Source organism: Winogradskyella sp., from assembly GCF_016744625.1.
Lineage (GTDB): Bacteria > Bacteroidota > Bacteroidia > Flavobacteriales > Flavobacteriaceae > Winogradskyella.
The window spans coordinates 1-19195 of record NZ_JADGDZ010000066.1; the positions used below are offsets into that span (position 1 = coordinate 1).

The window sequence follows — 19195 nt, forward strand, 5'->3', positions numbered from 1 at the left end:
TTACTGATAGCAAATTTTCAATAGTGTAAGGAGGCGGCACTGGTTCAGTTGAATGGGATTGTTTGAAATAATTGACAAAAGAAGGAAAATGGTTCATAAAAGAGCCTCTTGCAGATAAAATATTTCAGAATAATCGTATACTCTATATAGTATTATCACTCTCCACAGATACAAAATATAGCCAATAAAATTAGATCAGAAAGAGAGTGGAAGGGAAGGAGTTGATCTTGTAATTGGAGCTAATGAATTCTTTTTACAAGCATTAGATACTATTGATCGTAGTGCTAAAATTGTAAAAAAGGATTTAAGCGAATTAAACGACCATTTATTTATCATTCTAGTTTTAATATTAGAATTTCTATACATACAATACCAAAATTGGTTAAGTATTCTATAGAAAACATGATTCACAAACTAAAAACTTAGTTTAACGTACTATGAGTTTTTACCCAGATGATGAGATGGCAAAACGACCTCATATCATTTTGGTAAAACAATAGGTGAATGAAGCGTAACATTTTAAGGAACTAGTAATACACATCCTTTAGAGTTCTAATTTTTAATAGAATTACAAAGCAATCTTAAGAAGTTCAAAAGTTTCTTAAAATGTAGCATAGTGAGCCGTAATTGTTTCCAAAATTATATGCAGTCTTGATTTTTTTGTTTCTTTTTTTAACAAGAAAAAAAGATATTATCTAAACCTTGGTGAGTTGTAAAGATTCAAATTCTATTTTACATAATATTGGTAGTACTAATAAAAAAGCTTAATAGGAAGTAAGAATCTAATAAGTGCTTAGAATTTTATCCTTCATAAAATTTAAGCTCTTATGGCAAGTCTCTGAGAATCGCGTAGAAAAAAATATGTAGTACAAATATCCAAATACCTCAAAATTTTAATGATTACTAAAACTTAGCTTTTATGTGCGGCTGGCAAGCGGCTGGAAATTGCATATAAAATAAATTACAATAGTAATTTGATTTTATCAAAGCAATACGCGGTTGACAGCGGACATTTGACATAACGACAAATTATAGGAACAATGCTTTTTTAACGCTGCGAAGCAAACCGTTTCTAGTTTAATGCCCAAGTACTGCAAATAGAAATGGAATTATAAAGTCTCTGGGATATTTTACATAATATCATTATAGTTGACTAATGGTATGTTCTAAGCAAATAACCAAAAATAGCATTTGTCCTATAATTTATATTATGTAAAATACTATATTAAATAATACATCCTATCAAATTAACATTATACTCTATTAAGATTCTTTTAGTATAGCTTCTAATTCCGATTTAGATCTTTTAAGATCAAAATAAAAACCATCAATAATACTTCCATAACCATTGATATACAAAAATCGTAATGAAGCTATCCTAGATTTATGCTCTTCATTATGTAGTAAATAATTAATGCAATCATTTTTACAAATAAAATCAGTAATTAATTCGGTATACCATGGCTGAGTGGTTTCAATGATTTCTAGATTAGTAGTTAGTTTTTTATATATAATGGATTCAATATCATTTATGTTTTTAAAATATATCTTATATGTGCTGCTAAGCTCTAATAGCATTTCTGAGGCTTTAGAATTATCCAACTCAGCATTATCAATCCAGTTTACACTATGCTTATTAAGAGCTAATTCCTTCACTTCAAACAAAATCGTAGAAATCAATGCACTATTATCAACCTTGCTTTTATCATAATCGCGACCTAGTGTTTTTAGATACACATTGTTAAGTCCATCTAATTCTTCCTTAAAACTCTCAATATTATTAATATCATGTTCTAATTGAACTAAAATCTTTTGTTGTAAGTTTTTATTGGTTTTCGCTATTTCTTGTTCTTTATTCCAATTATTGAGCCATAATGCAATGAGAATACCAATGACCACAAGTATAATTTCACCTATAGCATAGACAAAATATTTACTTAATTTCTTCCCTTTTAACATACTAAAACGTGCTTTATTAAAAAATTTCATATAGTGTAAAATACAAAAAAAGCCCATCACTAAGTTAAGTGATAGGCTTTTATATTTAGGTTAAGCGATATATTTAAATAACTTTTACGTTTATGGCGTTTAATCCTTTTTTCCCTTCTGTAAGATCGTATTCTACGTTATCGCCTTCACGAATTTCGTCTACTAATCCAGAAATGTGAACAAAATGTTCTGTGTTTGAACCTTCTTCTGTAATAAATCCGAAGCCTTTAGCATCGTTGAAGAATTTTACTGTTCCTGTACTCATTGTATTATATTTAATTTATTAATAATACTTTGAGATATTCAACAAGTGTGCCAAAAAATTTAGCGCGCTAATTTTCGTAGCGCAACCCATTGTTTTAGCATCTCACGAGAATCTACTGCTGGATAGCCTAATACTGTTTTTCCGGCTGCTACATCATTCATAACACCAGAACCTGCACCAACTGTTGCTCCAGAATGAATCGTTGTATGATCTTTTATAGAAGCACTTCCTCCAATTACAACTCCATCTCCTAAAGTTACTGAACCTGCAAGACCACTACTTCCTGCCATAATACATGAGCGACCTAATACACAATTATGACCAATCTGTACCAAATTATCAATCTTACAACCATCTCCTAAAATCGTTGAACTGAATTTCGCACGATCTACACATGAGTTTGCACCTATTTCTACACTATTACCAATAACTACATTTCCTATATGTGGAATCTTAACCAGTCCTCTCCCATCATCACTTGGACGATATCCAAAACCATCAGCTCCTATGCTTACATTAGTATGAAAAATACAATGTGCTCCAATCACAGAACGTTCTCTAATGATTGTGCCAGACCAAATTGTAGTATGGTCTCCAATAGTCGTTTCGTCTAAAATCGTTACGTTAGGATATAATGTCACATTATCACCTAACACCACATCTTTACCAATATAACAACCAGCTCCAACTCTACTCCCCTTTCCTATTTTTGCTGAAGCATCAATAGTAGCTGCAGGATGAATTTCAGTTTCAAAATGAGGTGTTGTTGGTGCAAAAGCATCTAGTAATTTAGCCATAGCCAAATCTGCATTCTTCACTTTAATCAATACACGATTGTCTCCAGGTTCTAAATCTATATTGTCATTTACAATGGCCAAACTTGCTTTAGAATCTGTCCAATGTGAAGCAAATTTTCTATTACCTATAAAGGTTGCCTGCGAGTTGTTTGCCTTCTTTATAACCTCTAATCCAGTGATTTTATTTGATGTTTTACCTATGATTTCACCATCTATAATGGCATTTATTTCTTGAAAAGTAAATGATTTCATGCTTGATTTAGTGTATGTTAATTAATAGACATACAAGATACTCTTAATAATATAAAGTCGAAATATTTTTATATGAGATTCTAAGTAGTTACCAACTAATCGGACGATAATCCTTTAAGAATTTTCCAGACCAATGTTTACCAGTATTAATACCATCAAACAAAGGATCCATAACACGTGCTGCTCCATCTACAATATCTAATGGAGGCTGAAAATCGTGCAGTTCTTCTTTCTTCTTAGCCAATTCAGCAGGATCTTCGTCTGTTACCCAACCTGTATCAACCGCATTCATATAAATACCATCTTTTGCTAAACTACCTGCTGCAGTATGCGTTAACATATTTAAAGCGGCTTTTGCCATATTGGTATGTGGATGTCGATCTTCTTTATGGAAACTATGAAACTTCCCTTCCATTGCTGAGACATTAATAATATGCTTCTGTCCTGTCTGGTCTTTTTTCATCACTTCAGACAAACGATTACACAATACAAAAGGTGCTACAGAATTTACCAGCTGAACTTCAATCATTTCTGTGGTTTCAATCTCACCAAGCTTTAATCTCCAGCTGTTAGTTTTTCTTAAATCGACTTGTTGTAAATCAGCATCAAGTTTTCCTTCAGGAAACACGTCTTGAGATACCAATGTATTATCAAAACTATATGGAATTTGAGATAATTTTGCAGACGATCGTAGTCCAATACCTGGTTCTGGTCCATGCCATGTTACAGGCATATTTTTATTAGACGATGCACCAGTAGTTAACTGTTTTAATTCCTCTAAACATTCAGTATGGTCGTTCAGTAAATCCTTAGCATACTTTGGTAGCTCTTCAATTGAACGCTCTTCATTAGGCATTAAATGACTATAAAAACCAGCTGGTCGTCTTACAGTTTGGGCTGCATTATTGATTAAAATATCTAGTTTTTCATATCGCTGTTCTATAAAATTACAGAAGATTTCTACACTTGGAATATGTCTTAAGTCTAAACCATGAATTTTTAGACGATGTCCCCATTCTGTAAAATCTTCTTCCTTAGAAAAACGTAATGCTGAATCTACTGGGAAACGTGTTGTAGCAATCACTGTAGCACCACCTCTTAATAACATCAAAGTAATATGATAGCCAATTTTCAATCGAGATCCTGTAATGACGGCAACTTGCCCTTTTACATCTGCAGTTTGAAATCGTTTGGCATAATTAAAATCACCACATTCAGTACACATTGCATCATAAAAATGATGGAGCTTAGTAAAGAGTGTTTTACAGACGTAACAGTTACGAGGTGATTCGAGTTCTAATTGCTCCTTGGCTTTTAAGTCTGCTACAGGTAAAAGCTTGGGAGCTATAAATACATGTGCTTCTCTTGCACTTCTAATTCCAGTAACTTTTCGAGCATGTTTATCACGTTCAGTTTGCTTGCGTTTGGCAGCTTTTTTACCATCTTTTTTACGACGTTTATGCTCTTCTCTACTCGGTCTAGATAATTGACCTGCCGCTTTCATTAAAGCTGTAATCTTAGATTTTGGGAGTTCAAATATCTGATCTGTATCAGCAACAAGCCCTTCTAAAATAGAAATACATTTATCAATCTCTTCATCTGAGATCTCTTTAGATTGGTCTGTATTATCGTTGCTCATACCTGTTTTAAGCCTCTTGAAGTTCTTTCTTAGACTTTCTATATAGATAAGAATTAAAGATGCTACGTCTTGCAAATCTCATCTGCTTATCTGAATTCACAAATTTAATAAATACCTTTTTTGGTACACCGAAATATTCATAAGTACTACCATCTAAAAATGTGATTTCTAATAGCAAACCTTTATGTTGAAAATCTAAAATACTAGATTCCATTATTGTGGTTGTGTATTCCTCAGTATTTAAAGCTTTAGTTTCTGGAGCAATGCTTACTAAAAAATGATAACCATCTATGATTTGACGGCTTTTTAATTCAGCTTCTTCTTGTCCAACATCACCATCTTGAAACTTATCAGGATGCCATTCTTTTACTAGATTTCTATAAGATTTCTTTAATACTTTTAAATCAATAGAATCTTCAACAGAAAATAGTTTTTTATACGCGTTGATACGTTTCATAATGTATATTTTAAATGCAGGCGCGAAACTACACTAATTTATGAGTTATCTGTCTATATTTTTAAGATATTAGAGCCTTTAATCTTCCGGAGGAAAACCATGAATTTCTTCAAATTTTTCATCAAAGTTGGTGCGTAAATAAGAATTCAGTTTTGTCTTATAATCGTCTTTTAGCCACTTCAAGAAATTATGTGTGCTTTTACTGATACACTTCGCATAGATTTCAATCCTTTGGTTAGTATCATCTTTAAGCAATTTCGCCAATGCTAAAGCGTCATAAACATCTTCACTATTCTCAATACAGATTTTAGCATGTTGCTCTATAGAACGTTCTAAAACTACTTTTGAAGATTCACCTTTTGCAATAGCATCCTTATACGTTTGTTTAATATCGAAGTATGTATCTTCAGATTTTGAAAATTCGTCTTTTATTTCATCAGATAAATCGTGCTTAAAATTAGATTCAATGGCTTCATCATCCTTAATACGATCTGCGTACCAATTTGGCGATTTAAAAATAAGTTGCCAATCCAAATCCGCTCCCCAAGGACCAAATCGATAAAGATTGTTACCTAAATCTATGGTTGTAAACTTAGCTTTATTGTTTAAGATACGAGAGCCACGACCAATCATTTGGTAATATAATGTTAAGGATTTTGTAGCTCTGTTTAAGATGATAGTATCAATGGTAGGTTCATCAAACCCTGTTGTTAAAATACTTACAGAAGTTAATATTGCATTAGGAGTTTCATGAAACCATTCTAAAATTTGCTTTCGCTGTTTTTTTGTTGCCGTATTATCTAAGTGCATAATTGGCAAGTCAGCTTCTTTAAAAGCATAATACACATTAATAGACGTATTAATACCATTGTTAAAAATCAAGGCCTTCTTCCCTAGCGAATGTTTTTTATATGCATCCACTAATTTTTGAAGCATTGCAGGACTCGAATATAAATCTTCTGAAGATTTTACGGTATAGTCTCCATTAGAACCCACTTCTAATGAGGTTAGTCCCATATCATAAGCATAAGTCTCAGCTCGTGCTAAAAATTCATTTTCAATTAAATTTTCAATCGTTTCACCAGTAATAAGTTCATCGTAGTTATCCTTCATAGGTAACTCTTTATTAGAACTTAATGGCGTTGCAGTAACTCCAAGTATGAAAGACTTTTCGAAAAACTTAAATAGTTTGGTGAATGAGTTGTAATGTGCTTCATCAATAATTACTAAACCAACATCAGAGATGTCTAGCATGTTGTCATTCAAACGATTGTTTAAAGTCTCAACCATTGCCACAAAACAAGAGTACTCAGCTTGATCATCTAAATTCGCTTTACTATTTACCACTTTATTAGTCACGCCAAAACCATCTAACATTTTAGAAGTTTGATTACAAAGCTCAACTCTGTGCGTCATTATCAACACTTTCTTATTGTGGTTTTTTAAGTACTGACGTACCATCTCTGAGAAAATAACCGTTTTTCCACCACCTGTTGGTAACTGATATAATAAGTGATAATCGTCACGTTCGGTATCGAATTTTTCGAAAATCTGACTAATAGCACCTTGTTGATAATCGTATAATTCTTTATCTGTCTTTTTTTCTTGAACAGCTTGGTTTGTCTGAGACATAGATTGTAATTAAATTAATGCGTTGCAAAATTACGTTATTTTGGGAGATGTTAAAGCGATTTGTAGTTAACAATATTTGTTTTAATTTAGCGTTCTTTCAGACCGACTAAGATTATTAAATAAAATGAAAAACATCTTTTTTTGCTTTGCATTTGTAATGAGTGCAATGTGTTCCCTTGCACAAGAAGATACTCTAGCGACTTCTATTAAAATTAAATTACCAACAATTACACTTAATAAAAAATCTGTAGTCAATGAAATTGAAATCCCTATGATTTCTAAGGAGAACATAGTTACTACTCCAACAATAGATATTAAAGCAGATTATTGGGATACTACAGTTTATAATCCTTATAGAAATACTATAACTGAATATCCTTTAGAAATAACATTTAATGATAGTACTTATGCTTCACCAGTTGCACATAAAAAGGTTATAACTTCGCGTTATGGCTGGCGTAGAGGACGCCCACATAAAGGTATTGATATAGATTTAGTCACTGGAGACTCTGTTGTATCTATACTAAGTGGTATTGTACGTTTTGCTAGGTATAGTCGCGGTCATGGTAAAACTGTTGTTGTTAGACATTATAATGGATTAGAAACGACGTATGCACATTTATCTCATATTGGAGTTAAGGCTAACGACACTTTAGCGACTGGTCAATATTTAGGTAAAGGTGGAAATACGGGAAACTCTAGAGGTAGCCATCTTCATTTGGTAGCAAGTTATAAAGGCGAGTATATTCATCCTGATTATCTTTTTAATTTTGACAGTAGTAATTCTATTAGAGGAAAAGAACTTTGGGTGACTCGTAAATGGACAAGACCTAGTTCTCATAGTTCTAAGAAGTTGACTAAACTCTCTCTTTATAATACAAAAGAATCAGCATTGGCCAGTTTAGAAAAAATACATAAAGTATATGTTGTAAAACGAGGTGATACTTTATCTAGAATTTCTAGACGAAATAATACATCAATCTATTCGATTTGCCTTACCAATAAAATTAAGAAAACTTCAACATTAAAGATTGGTCAAAAATTAGTTTTAGAACTCTAAAAAATCACATCTTTAAAGTATAAATTTCTGTACTTTGCAACTTCAATAAATTATTTCATTTGAAAGTCTGTATTGCCGAAAAGCCAAGTGTTGCAAGAGAAATTGCGTCTGTATTAGGAGCCACAACAAAACGTGATGGTTACTATGAAGGTAATGGTTATGCAGTAACTTATACATTCGGTCATCTTTGTACCTTATATGAACCTGCTGATTATAAATCTTATTGGAAAAGTTGGGATTTAAACAACTTGCCAATGTTACCTGAAAAATTTCAGGTTAAGGTTTCTGACAATGATGGCATCAAAAAACAGTTTAAGATTGTAAAAAGTTTATTTGACAAAGCTGAAGTGGTCATAAATTGTGGTGATGCTGGGCAAGAAGGAGAATTAATACAACGTTGGGTTATTAATGAAGCCAAGTATAAAGGTGAAGTTAAGCGTTTATGGATTTCGTCTTTAACAACTGAAGCGATTAAAGAAGGCTTTAAAAACTTAAAATCGTCTAAAGACTATGACAACCTCTACTATGCAGGTTTTTCTAGGTCAATTGGTGATTGGCTTTTAGGAATTAATGCTACACGATTATATACAGTAAAACATGGTGGTTATAAGCAAGTCTTATCTGTTGGACGTGTACAAACTCCAACACTTGCTATGCTTGTGAATCGATTTAAGGAGATTGAAAACTTTAAGTCACAACCGTATTGGGAACTACAAACACTTTATAGAGATACACTTTTTAGTTATGAAGAAGGACGTTTCCTTAAGATGGAAGATGGTGAGATTTTAGCTAATAAAGTTAAAGAGCACGAATTTGAAATTGTGTCCATTACCAAAAAGAAAGGCACCGAATATGCTCCTAAGCTTTTTGACTTAACTGGCTTGCAAGTATATTGTAATACTAAGTTTGGATTTTCTGCAGATGAGACTCTTAAAATTGCCCAAAAACTATACGAAAAAAAGGCGGTTACTTATCCTAGAGTAGACACCACTTTTTTACCAAATGACGTGTATCCTAAGGTAAAAGGAATTTTATCTAAACTTACTGATTACTCGATTTTTACAGCACTTCTTCTAAACCAAAAAATAAAGAAGTCTGTCAGAGTCTTTAATGACAAAAAAGTAACAGATCATCATGCTATAATTCCAACCGGAATGCAAACCCATTTACAATACAATGAACAACAAGTTTATGACATTATTGTAAAACGTTTTATTGCTGTTTTTTATGAGGATTGTAAAGTATCAAACACAACTGTTATAGGAAAAGCTGCAGATGTAAACTTTAAAACAACAGGAAAAGAGATTTTGTCCAAAGGTTGGCGCATAGTATTTGAGTCAAAAGATAATTCAACTTCCTCTAATACAGCAAAAGATAAAATGTTGCCTGCTTTTGTGAAAGGCGAAAAAGGACCACATGAGCCTTCGTTTTTAGAAAAGCAGACTAAGCCACCAAACCAATTTACAGAAGCCTCTCTCCTACGTGCTATGGAAACTGCTGGCAAACAAGTTGATGATGATGAACTTAGAGATTTAATGAAAGAGAATGGTATTGGTCGTCCATCTACACGTGCTAATATTATAGAAACACTCTTTAGACGGAAATACGTAAAACGGAATAAAAAGCAATTGATTCCTACCATTACCGGAATTCAGCTGATTGATACTATAAAAAACGAATTACTGAAATCTGCTGAACTTACTGGTTCTTGGGAAAGGCAATTAAAAGATATTGAGAAAGGTAAAATTAGCGCAAGTGCTTTTATAAAAGGCATGAAACGCATGGTTGATGCCTTGGTTTATGAAGTACGAAGTGAGAAAGTACAAACTAGAATCTCAGCAGTAAATAATAAATCTGCTGAAAAATCAAAATCTAAAACAAAGACCAAACCTAAAACTGAAAAACTAATTGGAGCTTCTTGCCCTAAATGTAAAGCTGGTGAGCTTATAAAAGGGAAATCGGCTTATGGCTGCAGTCTTTATGGAAAATCATGTGATTTTACATTGCCCTTTAGTTTTGGTGAAAAGAAGGTGTCTGAAAATCAATATATACGTTTACTAAGTAAAGGTTCTACTGTAAACCTAAAGGGCTTTAAAATTAAGGGAAATACTCAGGATGGCTTATTACGTTTTGATGATAATTTTAAACTAAAACTTGAACCTAAACAAGCTAAGGTAAAAAAAGCCTCAGCTGGTGATGTTTGTCCCAAATGTAAAACTGGCAAGCTATTAAAAGGAAAAGCTGCTTTTGGTTGTAGTAATTATAAGAGTGGTTGTGATTATCGGATTAGCTTCTAAGCCTAACAGGTACATAAAAATCCTCTTCAGAATCCGAACTTCCATTCTTGTACTTATCTCCCATAACTTGAAAATGTGATCGATTATCAATTTCATAACCAGAATTAGGCAACCATTCGTTCATAACACGTTGATAGGTTGCAGAAGCATCCATTCCTTTGTGAAGAAATACAGCATACTCACCTTCAAGAATTGTAAAAGCTTCCATAGTATCTGGAATAGTCTCTATACTTGCAACTTCTACACAAGCCCAAACATCAAAAGACACTTCAAAATTATCGAAATCAGTATAGTTTTGCATCGCTATAAATTCTTCGTTTGCAACATTTTTAATTGCTTTTCTATTTGGCATAAAGCGTTTCCATAATGCAACAATATTCCCAAATTCACCATGATGCATACTACTCTTCATGCCAATGACTGTCTTTTCTGAGATATGTATAAGTTTAGGCTTCATTATTAGCGTTTAATTTTTGAAATTATATTAAATGAAGATTCTTTAAGTGATTTTAATTCACTTTCAGATAATTCAATAGCTGCTTTAATCAGGTTTTTAACATCTTCATTATCAAAGTCTTCAGAATTAGTAATAGGAATATGCCTTATCAATTTCCCTGATCCTTTTAATAGCTTTCTTGGATCTGGCAACAAAGCTCCTTTATTAAATCCAAGGTTTAAATGGTTAGTGTAGATTGGAATCATACAAAAACTGTCTCCTAATTTCTCAGATAATGAATACACAGAAGTTAAAGCATGTGTATGATATAACAATTCAGTCGCTTGAGGATATACATCTAATAAAAAAGTTCGCAATTCTAAATACAAATCTATAAGTTCTTGGTCTTTGTATTTAAGATAATAAAGAAAGTCTTTATGCACTTCTCTGTTTGAACTCATAACTTAAAGGTATAAAAAAACCATCCTAATAAAAATTAAGATGGTTTATATATTTATAGAATATAAATTATGCTTGTTTTACTTTAACAGCATTCATTCCTCTTTGTCCTTTTTCTAATTCGAAGGTTACCTTGTCATTTTCAGCAATATCATCAATAATACCACTAACATGTGTAAAATGTTTTTCATTGGTATCCATATCAATGATAAATCCAAAACCTTTTGAACTATCGTAAAATGATACTTTTCCATTTCTAACCGGATCGAATACTTCGTCACTTTCTTCCTTAGTAGGAATACCGATAACTATATTCTTAGCTTTTACTTTAATTTTCATTGAAGGGTCTGGTGGAGTATCTGTAAGGTTTCCGTTATGATCTACATAAGCCAAAGGAATACCTTCTGATCCATTTTCTTCTCTTTCGAGTTTACGCGCTTCCATTTTCTTGCGCTTATCCTCTCTCTTTTTTAATCTCTTTTTTTCTTTTTCACTTTTACTAAAAGTCTGTTGTGATTTAGCCATTCGTTGTTTTAAATAATTAATATATGCTTGCTAATGAAAATATAAAATAATGCAGACAAGTTAAATAATTAACAATGACTAGTATTAAAATCCTGAATAAATAACTTAGAAATAAGGTTACTAGTGCGGTATATCTTCAATAATCTAATTACAAAGATACAATTTCTATACCAAATATTTTAGTTTAAAGCTTATAAACAACCCCAAGCATTATCCTAGGCATAAGGTTTGGTTGTTTTATAGCTTCATTAGCATCACTAAACGTAAATTCTTCGTCATTATTTTGGTTGTCATTTCTAGGATTTACATTATCATTATCAGGACTGTATGAGGTGTCGTGTCCCTTGAGTGTATTATTAAAAAAATAATCCAATCCTGCTAAAGCCACTAAATTAAGCCTCTCTGAAATTTTAAAGTGCGTTTCTGCTCCAATTCCAAATCCAAATTGCTTTGAGGTAACATCAAAATCCTCATTACCACCAACATACTTAAAATTGGCTCTAAAACTAGAATAACGTGGACCAAAAACAATATAAGATTCTTCTAAATTGAGTAAACTAGTTTTCCACATAAAATCTAAACGATAATCAAATGCTTTACCTTTTTCTTCAGGAACACCGTTTGTAGCGTTATTAATAAAAATACGTCGTGCATCAGCAGAACTACCAGGATCTAAACTTGTATAACCAATACCAACACGCAAATGTACTGGTAAGCTTTCTATAGGATTAAGTGAAGTGAAATTTGCTTGAAATCCAAGACCTCTATTGTAGCCAGTTGAAAATCCTAATGCAAATTTAGACTCATTAGTTGTAGTGTTTTGTGAAAAAGAAAAAATAGTAATGCAAATAAACGCCAATGATAGCGTCGTTTTAAGTAGGTTCATAATCAACGATTTAGGTTATAAGATTGGGTATTGTCTCAATTGACAATACTATATTTACGTTTAAAACCTAAATCGAGATGTTTCCTACTTTAATTTTTTATTCTACCTGTCCAAGATATAGTATTATTTGCACCAGATGAAACCGTTAAAAATGCATTTCCATTAGGCTTAATATCAATGAATACATTATATTGATTTACACTAAATTCAATTGATATTCGTTGATTATCATCATTAAACGACACCATATAATCCTCTATTTCACCATCTAAATCAAAGGTTTTATTAAGATTACTTAACGATTTTACTTGTCCTGAAGCCTTAGACTTATTTATGCTAATCGTATTAGTATTGCTATCTAACCTTTCTCGTTTCTTGTTATTATAGACTACATTACCTATATATTGAAACGCTTGGCTTTTCACTAAAGCTTTTGAGCTATTATAGGTTGTTTGGAATTTTTCCTTTTGAGATGTTTTCGTCTGTGCGTAACTAAAAGTTGTTGCACTAAGACTAAAAAGTATAACTAGTAAAATTAATTTCCTCATATTATTTTGGGTCTAAAACTTTGTCAATTCTTTCGATACAATCTCTATAATGATACTTTGTTTCTGTACTCAAAGCCATTTTAGATGCCACATTAAGTCTGCGTTTTAATTGATTTAATTCTCCACGAACTAATGCTCTTACATCTGATTGATTAACATTAAAATATTGTCTGCTACGTCTTGGATCTAATTTCTCCGTCATTAAATATGCCATTCTATCCAAATAAACACGTTGCAAGTTACGTCTAAAAACTGAAACATTTGATGCTATTTTGGTTTCTGACCAAAGCCCTAAACGTACATCTCTCAACATATCTAATGCCGAATAATTCTTATCACCCATGGCTTTATGATCAATAAGTCTACCTAAACGTTCAAAATTTAATAAATTATTTAAATGACGACTTTGCAAACTTCTAATGCGATCTGTATAACCTGCATAATTGATATTCTGAAGTATTGATTTATCTATTAACCACGTTGGTGTTTCAAAAGCATTTTTATGTAACCATGTCATAGCGGATTTCTGATAAGCTTTAGAAACTGGATTATAAACATCTCCTTCTTGAGATGGATTTTTTGTATCTTCTACGACTCCACCAACATGAGTAACTACATGCCCAACATAACGACTCCAAACTCCTAACATTTCTCCATATAATTCTTCTAAATCTTCGTAGTTATCTGTTTGATCACTAGTCCAACTAGGTAAATTCTTAGCTACTATTTTTAAATTTTTAAGTCCATATGTACTTGCTAAAATACTGTTATTACCAATATCTTCGGTTTGAGATGTTGGGTCGAATCGACTACTTTGCTTTCCAAATTTATACTTAGGATCACCTGCTTTTTCTTTAATCCAACGATTTAAAGTTCCTCTTTCATCATCTGCAGATTGAGCTTCAGAAATATAACGATAACCATAGTTAATTGCGTAATCATCATAAGGTCCTAACTGTCTAACAAAACGAATATTTGTATCACCAGGTTGTGCTATATAATTATAACGAGCATAATCCATTATCGTTGCTGCAATTCCGTTCTTTTGAGTGAATGCACCATTTCTGTAATTCTCTACATCATAAGCGTAACTCGCACACATATTATGTGGTAATCCTAGTGTGTGACCAACTTCGTGAGCAATCACCATTTTCATCATTTCACCAATCTCTTCATCTGGAGTATTTAAAGTTCTTGCTGATGGATTTGCAGCTCCAGTCTCTAGCATATATCGGTTTCTATATGAACGTAAATGATTGTGGTACCAAATAATATCACTTTCAATAATCTCACCACTTCTAGGATCTGAGACGCTTGGACCTATAGCATTTCGAGTTGTACTTGCCACATATCTTACCACAGAATAACGAATATCTTCTGGACTAAAATCCGGATCCTCATCTTTGCTTGGCGGATCTTTTGCAATGATCGCATTTTTAAATCCAGCGGTTTCAAAAGCTTGTTGCCAAAGTTCAATGCCTTCTTTCATATACGATCTAAATTTTTCTGGAGTGGCAGGATCTAAATAGTAGATGATTGGTTTTACAGGCTCAACTAACTCACCTCTATTATATGCTTCTACGTCTTTAGGAATCAACTTCCAACGTCTTAAATACGTTTTTCTATCAGCCTTTAATTCGTTACTTCCGTAATCGTATTTACTTAATGTAAACCAACCAACACGCTCATCAAAATAACGTGGTTGCATTGGTACTTTAGGTAATAAAATCATAGATTGATTCATCTGAACACTAATAGTCTCATCTCCAGTATTTACAGGAGGTGCAGACGCATTATAGGTAAAGTCTTGAATCACTTCTATATTTTCAGGAAAACTCTTCATGGTATTGATAAAGCTTCTAGATTTATCCAAATTCCTGACTTTATATTGCTTTCTAAAAAATGAAGGCAATCCGCTAATAGCCTTAACATCCGAACCATAAAAACTAGTAACATCAATAACAACAGAGGAAGAATCTTTTGAAAATGCAGCAATATCAAAAGCATATAATGTTGGTTCATAATTATTGGCACTTACAGAAACATTTATTGGCAAACTATCTGCTGCTACTGCGCTTGAGGACTTTTCTTTAATTAATATTTTATTCTTAAAGCGTTTCCAATTAATCAATCTGGTATTGGTTTTTGTACCAGCATTAACATAGCCACCACCTAAATTTGAAGGTAATTTTGCAAAACGTGTTACCAATAGCATATCTGTATTTAAATAATCCATCGGAATTTCGAAATAATATTTCTCTCCTACCAAATGCACATCAAACAAACCTTCATCAGATATAGCATCTTTGGTAATAACTTTATTATAGTCTTTAATTTTACCTTGCTTCTTTTTTGGTGTAGGTAGTTTTGCTTGTTCCTGTTTTGCGTCTTTCTTTTTTTGTCGTCTAGATTGTGCATCAATTGAATTAAAACTCGAAATAAAAAGGATACAAATAAAAATTGAAATTAGGTTTCGCATAGTAAATAAGATTGATTGATTAATAATACAGCTAATTTTGTTTAAAGATAAATAATAGAATTGTAGTTTTTACTAATTTCTTAAAAGCTGTTAAAAAACTATTGTTGTTACTTAATTCTAGACTATTTTTGTTTAAAATTTACTATGATGCCAAAGCTCTTACCAGTATTTAGAATAACAGCCTTATTAGAAGGTATTTCTTATATCTTATTGCTGTTTATAGCAACACCTATAAAGTATTTGTATGAAGATCCGCAATATGTAAAGATGCTTGGTATGCCTCACGGCATTTTATTTATGGCTTATGTTGTCTTTGCAGTAATAATTAGCTCTGATATGAAATGGTCTACCAGAACCTTATGGATAGTGTTAATTGCCTCTGTGATTCCGTTCGGCACATTCTACATTGATAAAAAGTATTTAAAGAAATCACATGCTTAGTATTAAACATTTTATATACGATTTGCTTATAGAGAAAGGTCTATCTGAATCGACGGCTGAATATCTTAATATGCTAGCGCTATTACTCGCCTTGCTTATAATTGCCTTTATCGTTGATTTTATTACTAAACGTATACTTTGGAAGTTTTTTTCTAGCATAGCAAAAAGGACAAAGACCAATTTTGATGATATTCTTATTGCAAATAAATTGCCAAAAAATATCGCTCATATTATTCCGCTATTAATTCTTATTGAGTTTGTACCACAAGTGTTTTCAGATTTTGAAACTGCTGAAAATATTATTAAAAAAACACTTGAAGTTATCACCATAATTTTAACGCTTCGTATTATTAGCAGCTTTTTAAATTCAATTAAAGACTACTTAAAAACATTATCTAGATATAAAGACAAGCCTATAGATAGCTACATACAAGTCTTTATGATTTTTGCATGGCTACTTGGTATCTTCTCTATTTTTGCTATCGTCACAGGTGTTTCATTTACAACGTTTGCAGCAACTTTAGGAGCTGCTTCAGCTGTGATTTTACTTATTTTTAAGGACACTATCTTAGGTTTTGTAGCCAGTATACAAGTATCTATAAATGACATGGTTCGTATTGGAGATTGGATAACTTTTGAAAAATATGGCGCAGATGGTGATGTTACAGAAATCAACCTAGCAACTGTAAAGGTTCAGAATTGGGATAAAACAATTACTACGATTCCGACTTACGCCTTAATTTCAGATTCTTTTAAAAACTGGAGAGGCATGATGTCATCTGGTGGAAGACGTATTAAGCGATCAGTTATAATTAAGACGTCAACAATAAATTTCTTAACAGAAGCAGATATTGAGCGCTTCAAAAAAATAGAATTGGTTTCTGATTATTTAGAAAATAGCTCTAAAATAATTGAAACGCATAATAGTGACAACAATATTGATAAGTCTATTTTAATCAATGGACGAAACTTAACCAATTTTGGTGTGTTTAGAAAATACTTACAGACATATATAGAAAATCATTCTGCAATAAATAAGGACATGACCTTAATGGTACGTCAGTTAGAATCTACTCCTCAGGGAATTCCTATGGAAATTTATGCCTTCAGCAGTGATCAGCGTTGGCAGAATTACGAATATATAATGGGAGATATTTTTGACCACGTATTGGCATCTGTTAAATACTTTGACCTTCAGATTTATGAATTGGCAGTTACTACGGCAGATTAATCCTTTTTTAAACGTTCTCTAACAAACTCAACTTCAGTTTTACCATGTGGTTTAGGTTTGCCATCATCACCAAGATTTACCATAATAATATTATCAACTGTTAGAATAGTTTCTCTGGTCATTTTATTACGAGCTTCACATTTCATGGTAATTGAAGACTTACCGAATTTTGTAACCTCAATTCCAATCTCAACAATATCTCCTTGTTTTGCTGAAGCCATAAAGTTAATTTCTGAAATATACTTCGTTACTATTTTAGAATTCTCAAGCTGAATGATGGTATATAGCGCTGCTTCTTCATCTATCCATGCTAAAAGTTGTCCTCCGAATAGTGTACCATTAGGATTTAAATCTTCGGGTTTTACCCATTTTCTTGTGTGGAATCTCATTAAAGTAAGGTTTGTTGTGAGTCAGAATCGTCATTAGGCATTTTTAGATTACATCCTAACTCAGAATTTAATTGTTTTATTAAGTATGCAGAAAGTAAAGGAGATTCCTTTTCAATGTTCTGATGAACAAAGAAATCTATTTCCTCTATTCCATTATCTTTCCAATGTTTTAAACGTTCTACCCAATCATTAAGCCTAGAATAATCGCTTTGATGGTTTGCACCAACATAGCGCACAAAAGCTCTTGAGTTAGTTAAACGCATGTGCATAATGTCACGTCTACCAGCACTATCTACAATAATGTTAGAAATATTATTTTCTTCGAAAAGCTGATATAAATCTTCTGCAATAGCTTTATCATTATACCAATTGGTATGTCTAAACTCAACAGCTAGTGGAACCTCTTTTGGCCAACTTTCAGTAAAAGTAACAACTCTGTCAAAATCCTTTGGTGCAAAATTGCTATGCATTTGTAGAAATATACAACCTAGTTTTTCTTTTAAATTAATGGCGCTATTTAGATAATTATCTACAACAGGATTTATATCTTCATTCAAACGTTTCCAATGGCTAATCTCTTGGCTGAGCTTAGGGAAGAATCTAAAATTATCAGGTGTTTTATCGTACCATTTGGCAAACTGCTCTGGTGGAAATATGCGATAAAATGTAGCATTCAATTCTATAGAGTTAAACTGACGAGAATAATACTCTAATTCATCTTTAGTTCCTCTAGGATAAAAGCCTTTTAAATCAGCTTTATTCCATTTCGCACAACCAACAAAGACATTTGTTTTATCTGATGGATTTTTCTGCAATGCCTTTATTGTATCTGGATGATCTGGAGGTAAAGTGAAATCTATTCCTCCTGGATCATCTACACTTCCAAATTTCATATATCATTGTTTTACTCAAATATAAAGTTTAATCAGTGATTTTAGGATTGAAAAGTATATGAATATTGAATGAGAAAATTGGTATTGTTAATAACAGCGTTAACAACATATTTATGCTTTAAATAGTGATACGATGTAAAAAGCTAAATTTAATTCCGAATTAATCCTTAATCATAAAAACCATGACTACGCGATCAGAAAACCTACTATCAATTAGACCTATTATTGCATCTGCTAAAATTTATGATTCTATGAGTTCTGAAGAATTATTTCAGAATAAAACGTTACGACCTATAATTAAAATGCAGCACGATTTGTTTATTTCGATTTTTAATAACTACATCATTAAACGCAAAAGTGTATTCTACGATTTGTCCTTACAAAAGCAATTATCTTATATAGATAATGCGATTCAAAAGGATATGAAGTTTAGAAATTCTGTAAAAGGAATGATTATTGGACAATTTACTGTTGAAGAGTACGAACTTTATATTAAGAATTCATCTGCACTAAATAAACG

The 19195-nt window shown here is 32.1% G+C and carries 19 protein-coding genes; 5 read left to right on the forward strand and 14 right to left on the reverse strand.

Translation table 11 applies throughout. The features are described from left to right. Positions 1-1263: 1263 nt before the first annotated feature. The 6 genes from QZZ53_RS12580 to QZZ53_RS12605 form a co-directional block, all read right to left on the reverse strand. Positions 1264-1989, reverse strand: coding sequence for a hypothetical protein (locus QZZ53_RS12580; protein ID WP_296385195.1), 726 nt, complete (start codon positions 1987-1989; stop codon positions 1264-1266). 73 nt (positions 1990-2062) lie between these two features. Continuing rightward, complete coding sequence (locus QZZ53_RS12585) at positions 2063-2254, reverse strand: cold shock domain-containing protein (protein WP_008271589.1); 192 nt, start codon at positions 2252-2254, stop codon at positions 2063-2065. Between the two features lie 59 nt (positions 2255-2313). Then, positions 2314-3303, reverse strand: coding sequence for a UDP-3-O-(3-hydroxymyristoyl)glucosamine N-acyltransferase (gene lpxD / locus QZZ53_RS12590; RefSeq protein WP_296385201.1), 990 nt, complete (start codon positions 3301-3303; stop codon positions 2314-2316). 88 nt (positions 3304-3391) lie between these two features. Next, positions 3392-4942 carry an SDR family oxidoreductase gene (locus tag QZZ53_RS12595; RefSeq protein WP_296385203.1) on the reverse strand — a complete coding sequence of 517 codons (1551 nt, stop codon included), beginning with the start codon at positions 4940-4942 and terminating at the stop codon, positions 3392-3394. A 7-nt stretch (positions 4943-4949) separates the two neighbouring features. Then, the gene (locus QZZ53_RS12600; RefSeq protein WP_296385205.1) at positions 4950-5399 is read right to left on the reverse strand and encodes a KTSC domain-containing protein; all 450 of its coding nucleotides are present in this window, start codon (positions 5397-5399) and stop codon (positions 4950-4952) included. A 78-nt stretch (positions 5400-5477) separates the two neighbouring features. Further along, complete coding sequence (locus tag QZZ53_RS12605) at positions 5478-7031, reverse strand: DEAD/DEAH box helicase family protein (RefSeq protein WP_296385207.1); 1554 nt, start codon at positions 7029-7031, stop codon at positions 5478-5480. A 124-nt stretch (positions 7032-7155) separates the two neighbouring features. Between QZZ53_RS12605 and QZZ53_RS12610 the strand changes: the two genes are divergently transcribed. Together QZZ53_RS12610 and QZZ53_RS12615 are read left to right on the forward strand one after the other, a co-directional pair. Continuing rightward, the gene (locus tag QZZ53_RS12610; RefSeq protein WP_296385209.1) at positions 7156-8091 is read left to right on the forward strand and encodes a peptidoglycan DD-metalloendopeptidase family protein; all 936 of its coding nucleotides are present in this window, start codon (positions 7156-7158) and stop codon (positions 8089-8091) included. 59 nt (positions 8092-8150) lie between these two features. After that, complete coding sequence (locus QZZ53_RS12615) at positions 8151-10388, forward strand: type IA DNA topoisomerase (protein WP_296385211.1); 2238 nt, start codon at positions 8151-8153, stop codon at positions 10386-10388. On the opposite strand, the gene QZZ53_RS12620 is transcribed toward QZZ53_RS12615, so the two are convergent. The 6 genes from QZZ53_RS12620 to QZZ53_RS12645 form a co-directional block, all read right to left on the reverse strand. Beyond that, positions 10378-10845: a GyrI-like domain-containing protein gene (locus QZZ53_RS12620; RefSeq protein WP_296385213.1), complete on the reverse strand. Its 468-nt coding sequence runs from the start codon at positions 10843-10845 to the stop codon at positions 10378-10380. The genes QZZ53_RS12615 and QZZ53_RS12620 overlap by 11 nt on opposite strands. 2 nt (positions 10846-10847) lie before the next feature. Continuing rightward, the gene (locus tag QZZ53_RS12625) at positions 10848-11285 is read right to left on the reverse strand and encodes a DUF1801 domain-containing protein (protein ID WP_296385214.1); all 438 of its coding nucleotides are present in this window, start codon (positions 11283-11285) and stop codon (positions 10848-10850) included. 67 nt (positions 11286-11352) lie between these two features. Continuing rightward, positions 11353-11808, reverse strand: coding sequence for a cold shock domain-containing protein (locus tag QZZ53_RS12630; protein ID WP_296385216.1), 456 nt, complete (start codon positions 11806-11808; stop codon positions 11353-11355). 184 nt (positions 11809-11992) lie between these two features. Beyond that, the gene (locus tag QZZ53_RS12635; RefSeq protein WP_296385217.1) at positions 11993-12694 is read right to left on the reverse strand and encodes a hypothetical protein; all 702 of its coding nucleotides are present in this window, start codon (positions 12692-12694) and stop codon (positions 11993-11995) included. A gap of 89 nt (positions 12695-12783) precedes the next feature. After that, positions 12784-13242 (reverse strand): DUF4251 domain-containing protein, encoded by a 459-nt coding sequence (locus QZZ53_RS12640; RefSeq protein ID WP_296385219.1) that lies wholly within the window; start codon positions 13240-13242, stop codon positions 12784-12786. 1 nt (position 13243) lies between these two features. Continuing rightward, complete coding sequence (locus QZZ53_RS12645) at positions 13244-15721, reverse strand: zinc-dependent metalloprotease (protein ID WP_296385221.1); 2478 nt, start codon at positions 15719-15721, stop codon at positions 13244-13246. A gap of 147 nt (positions 15722-15868) precedes the next feature. Between QZZ53_RS12645 and QZZ53_RS12650 the strand changes: the two genes are divergently transcribed. Next, the gene (locus tag QZZ53_RS12650; protein WP_296385223.1) at positions 15869-16162 is read left to right on the forward strand and encodes a DUF3817 domain-containing protein; all 294 of its coding nucleotides are present in this window, start codon (positions 15869-15871) and stop codon (positions 16160-16162) included. Then, the gene (locus tag QZZ53_RS12655) at positions 16155-17393 is read left to right on the forward strand and encodes a mechanosensitive ion channel domain-containing protein (RefSeq protein WP_296385225.1); all 1239 of its coding nucleotides are present in this window, start codon (positions 16155-16157) and stop codon (positions 17391-17393) included. Before QZZ53_RS12650 ends, QZZ53_RS12655 begins: the two co-directional genes overlap by 8 nt. On the opposite strand, the gene QZZ53_RS12660 is transcribed toward QZZ53_RS12655, so the two are convergent. Together QZZ53_RS12660 and QZZ53_RS12665 are read right to left on the reverse strand one after the other, a co-directional pair. Further along, positions 17390-17782 carry a hotdog domain-containing protein gene (locus QZZ53_RS12660; RefSeq protein ID WP_296385228.1) on the reverse strand — a complete coding sequence of 131 codons (393 nt, stop codon included), beginning with the start codon at positions 17780-17782 and terminating at the stop codon, positions 17390-17392. The two genes, QZZ53_RS12655 and QZZ53_RS12660, sit on opposite strands and share 4 nt — an antisense overlap. Beyond that, positions 17782-18675 (reverse strand): DUF72 domain-containing protein, encoded by an 894-nt coding sequence (locus QZZ53_RS12665; protein WP_296385230.1) that lies wholly within the window; start codon positions 18673-18675, stop codon positions 17782-17784. The genes QZZ53_RS12660 and QZZ53_RS12665 overlap by 1 nt, the downstream gene beginning before the upstream one ends. Positions 18676-18857: 182 nt before the next feature. On the opposite strand from QZZ53_RS12665, the gene QZZ53_RS12670 reads away from it, so the two are divergent. Continuing rightward, positions 18858-19195, forward strand: a 338-nt coding sequence (locus tag QZZ53_RS12670) for a glyoxalase (RefSeq protein WP_296385232.1), incomplete at its 3' end; no start/stop codon positions are given.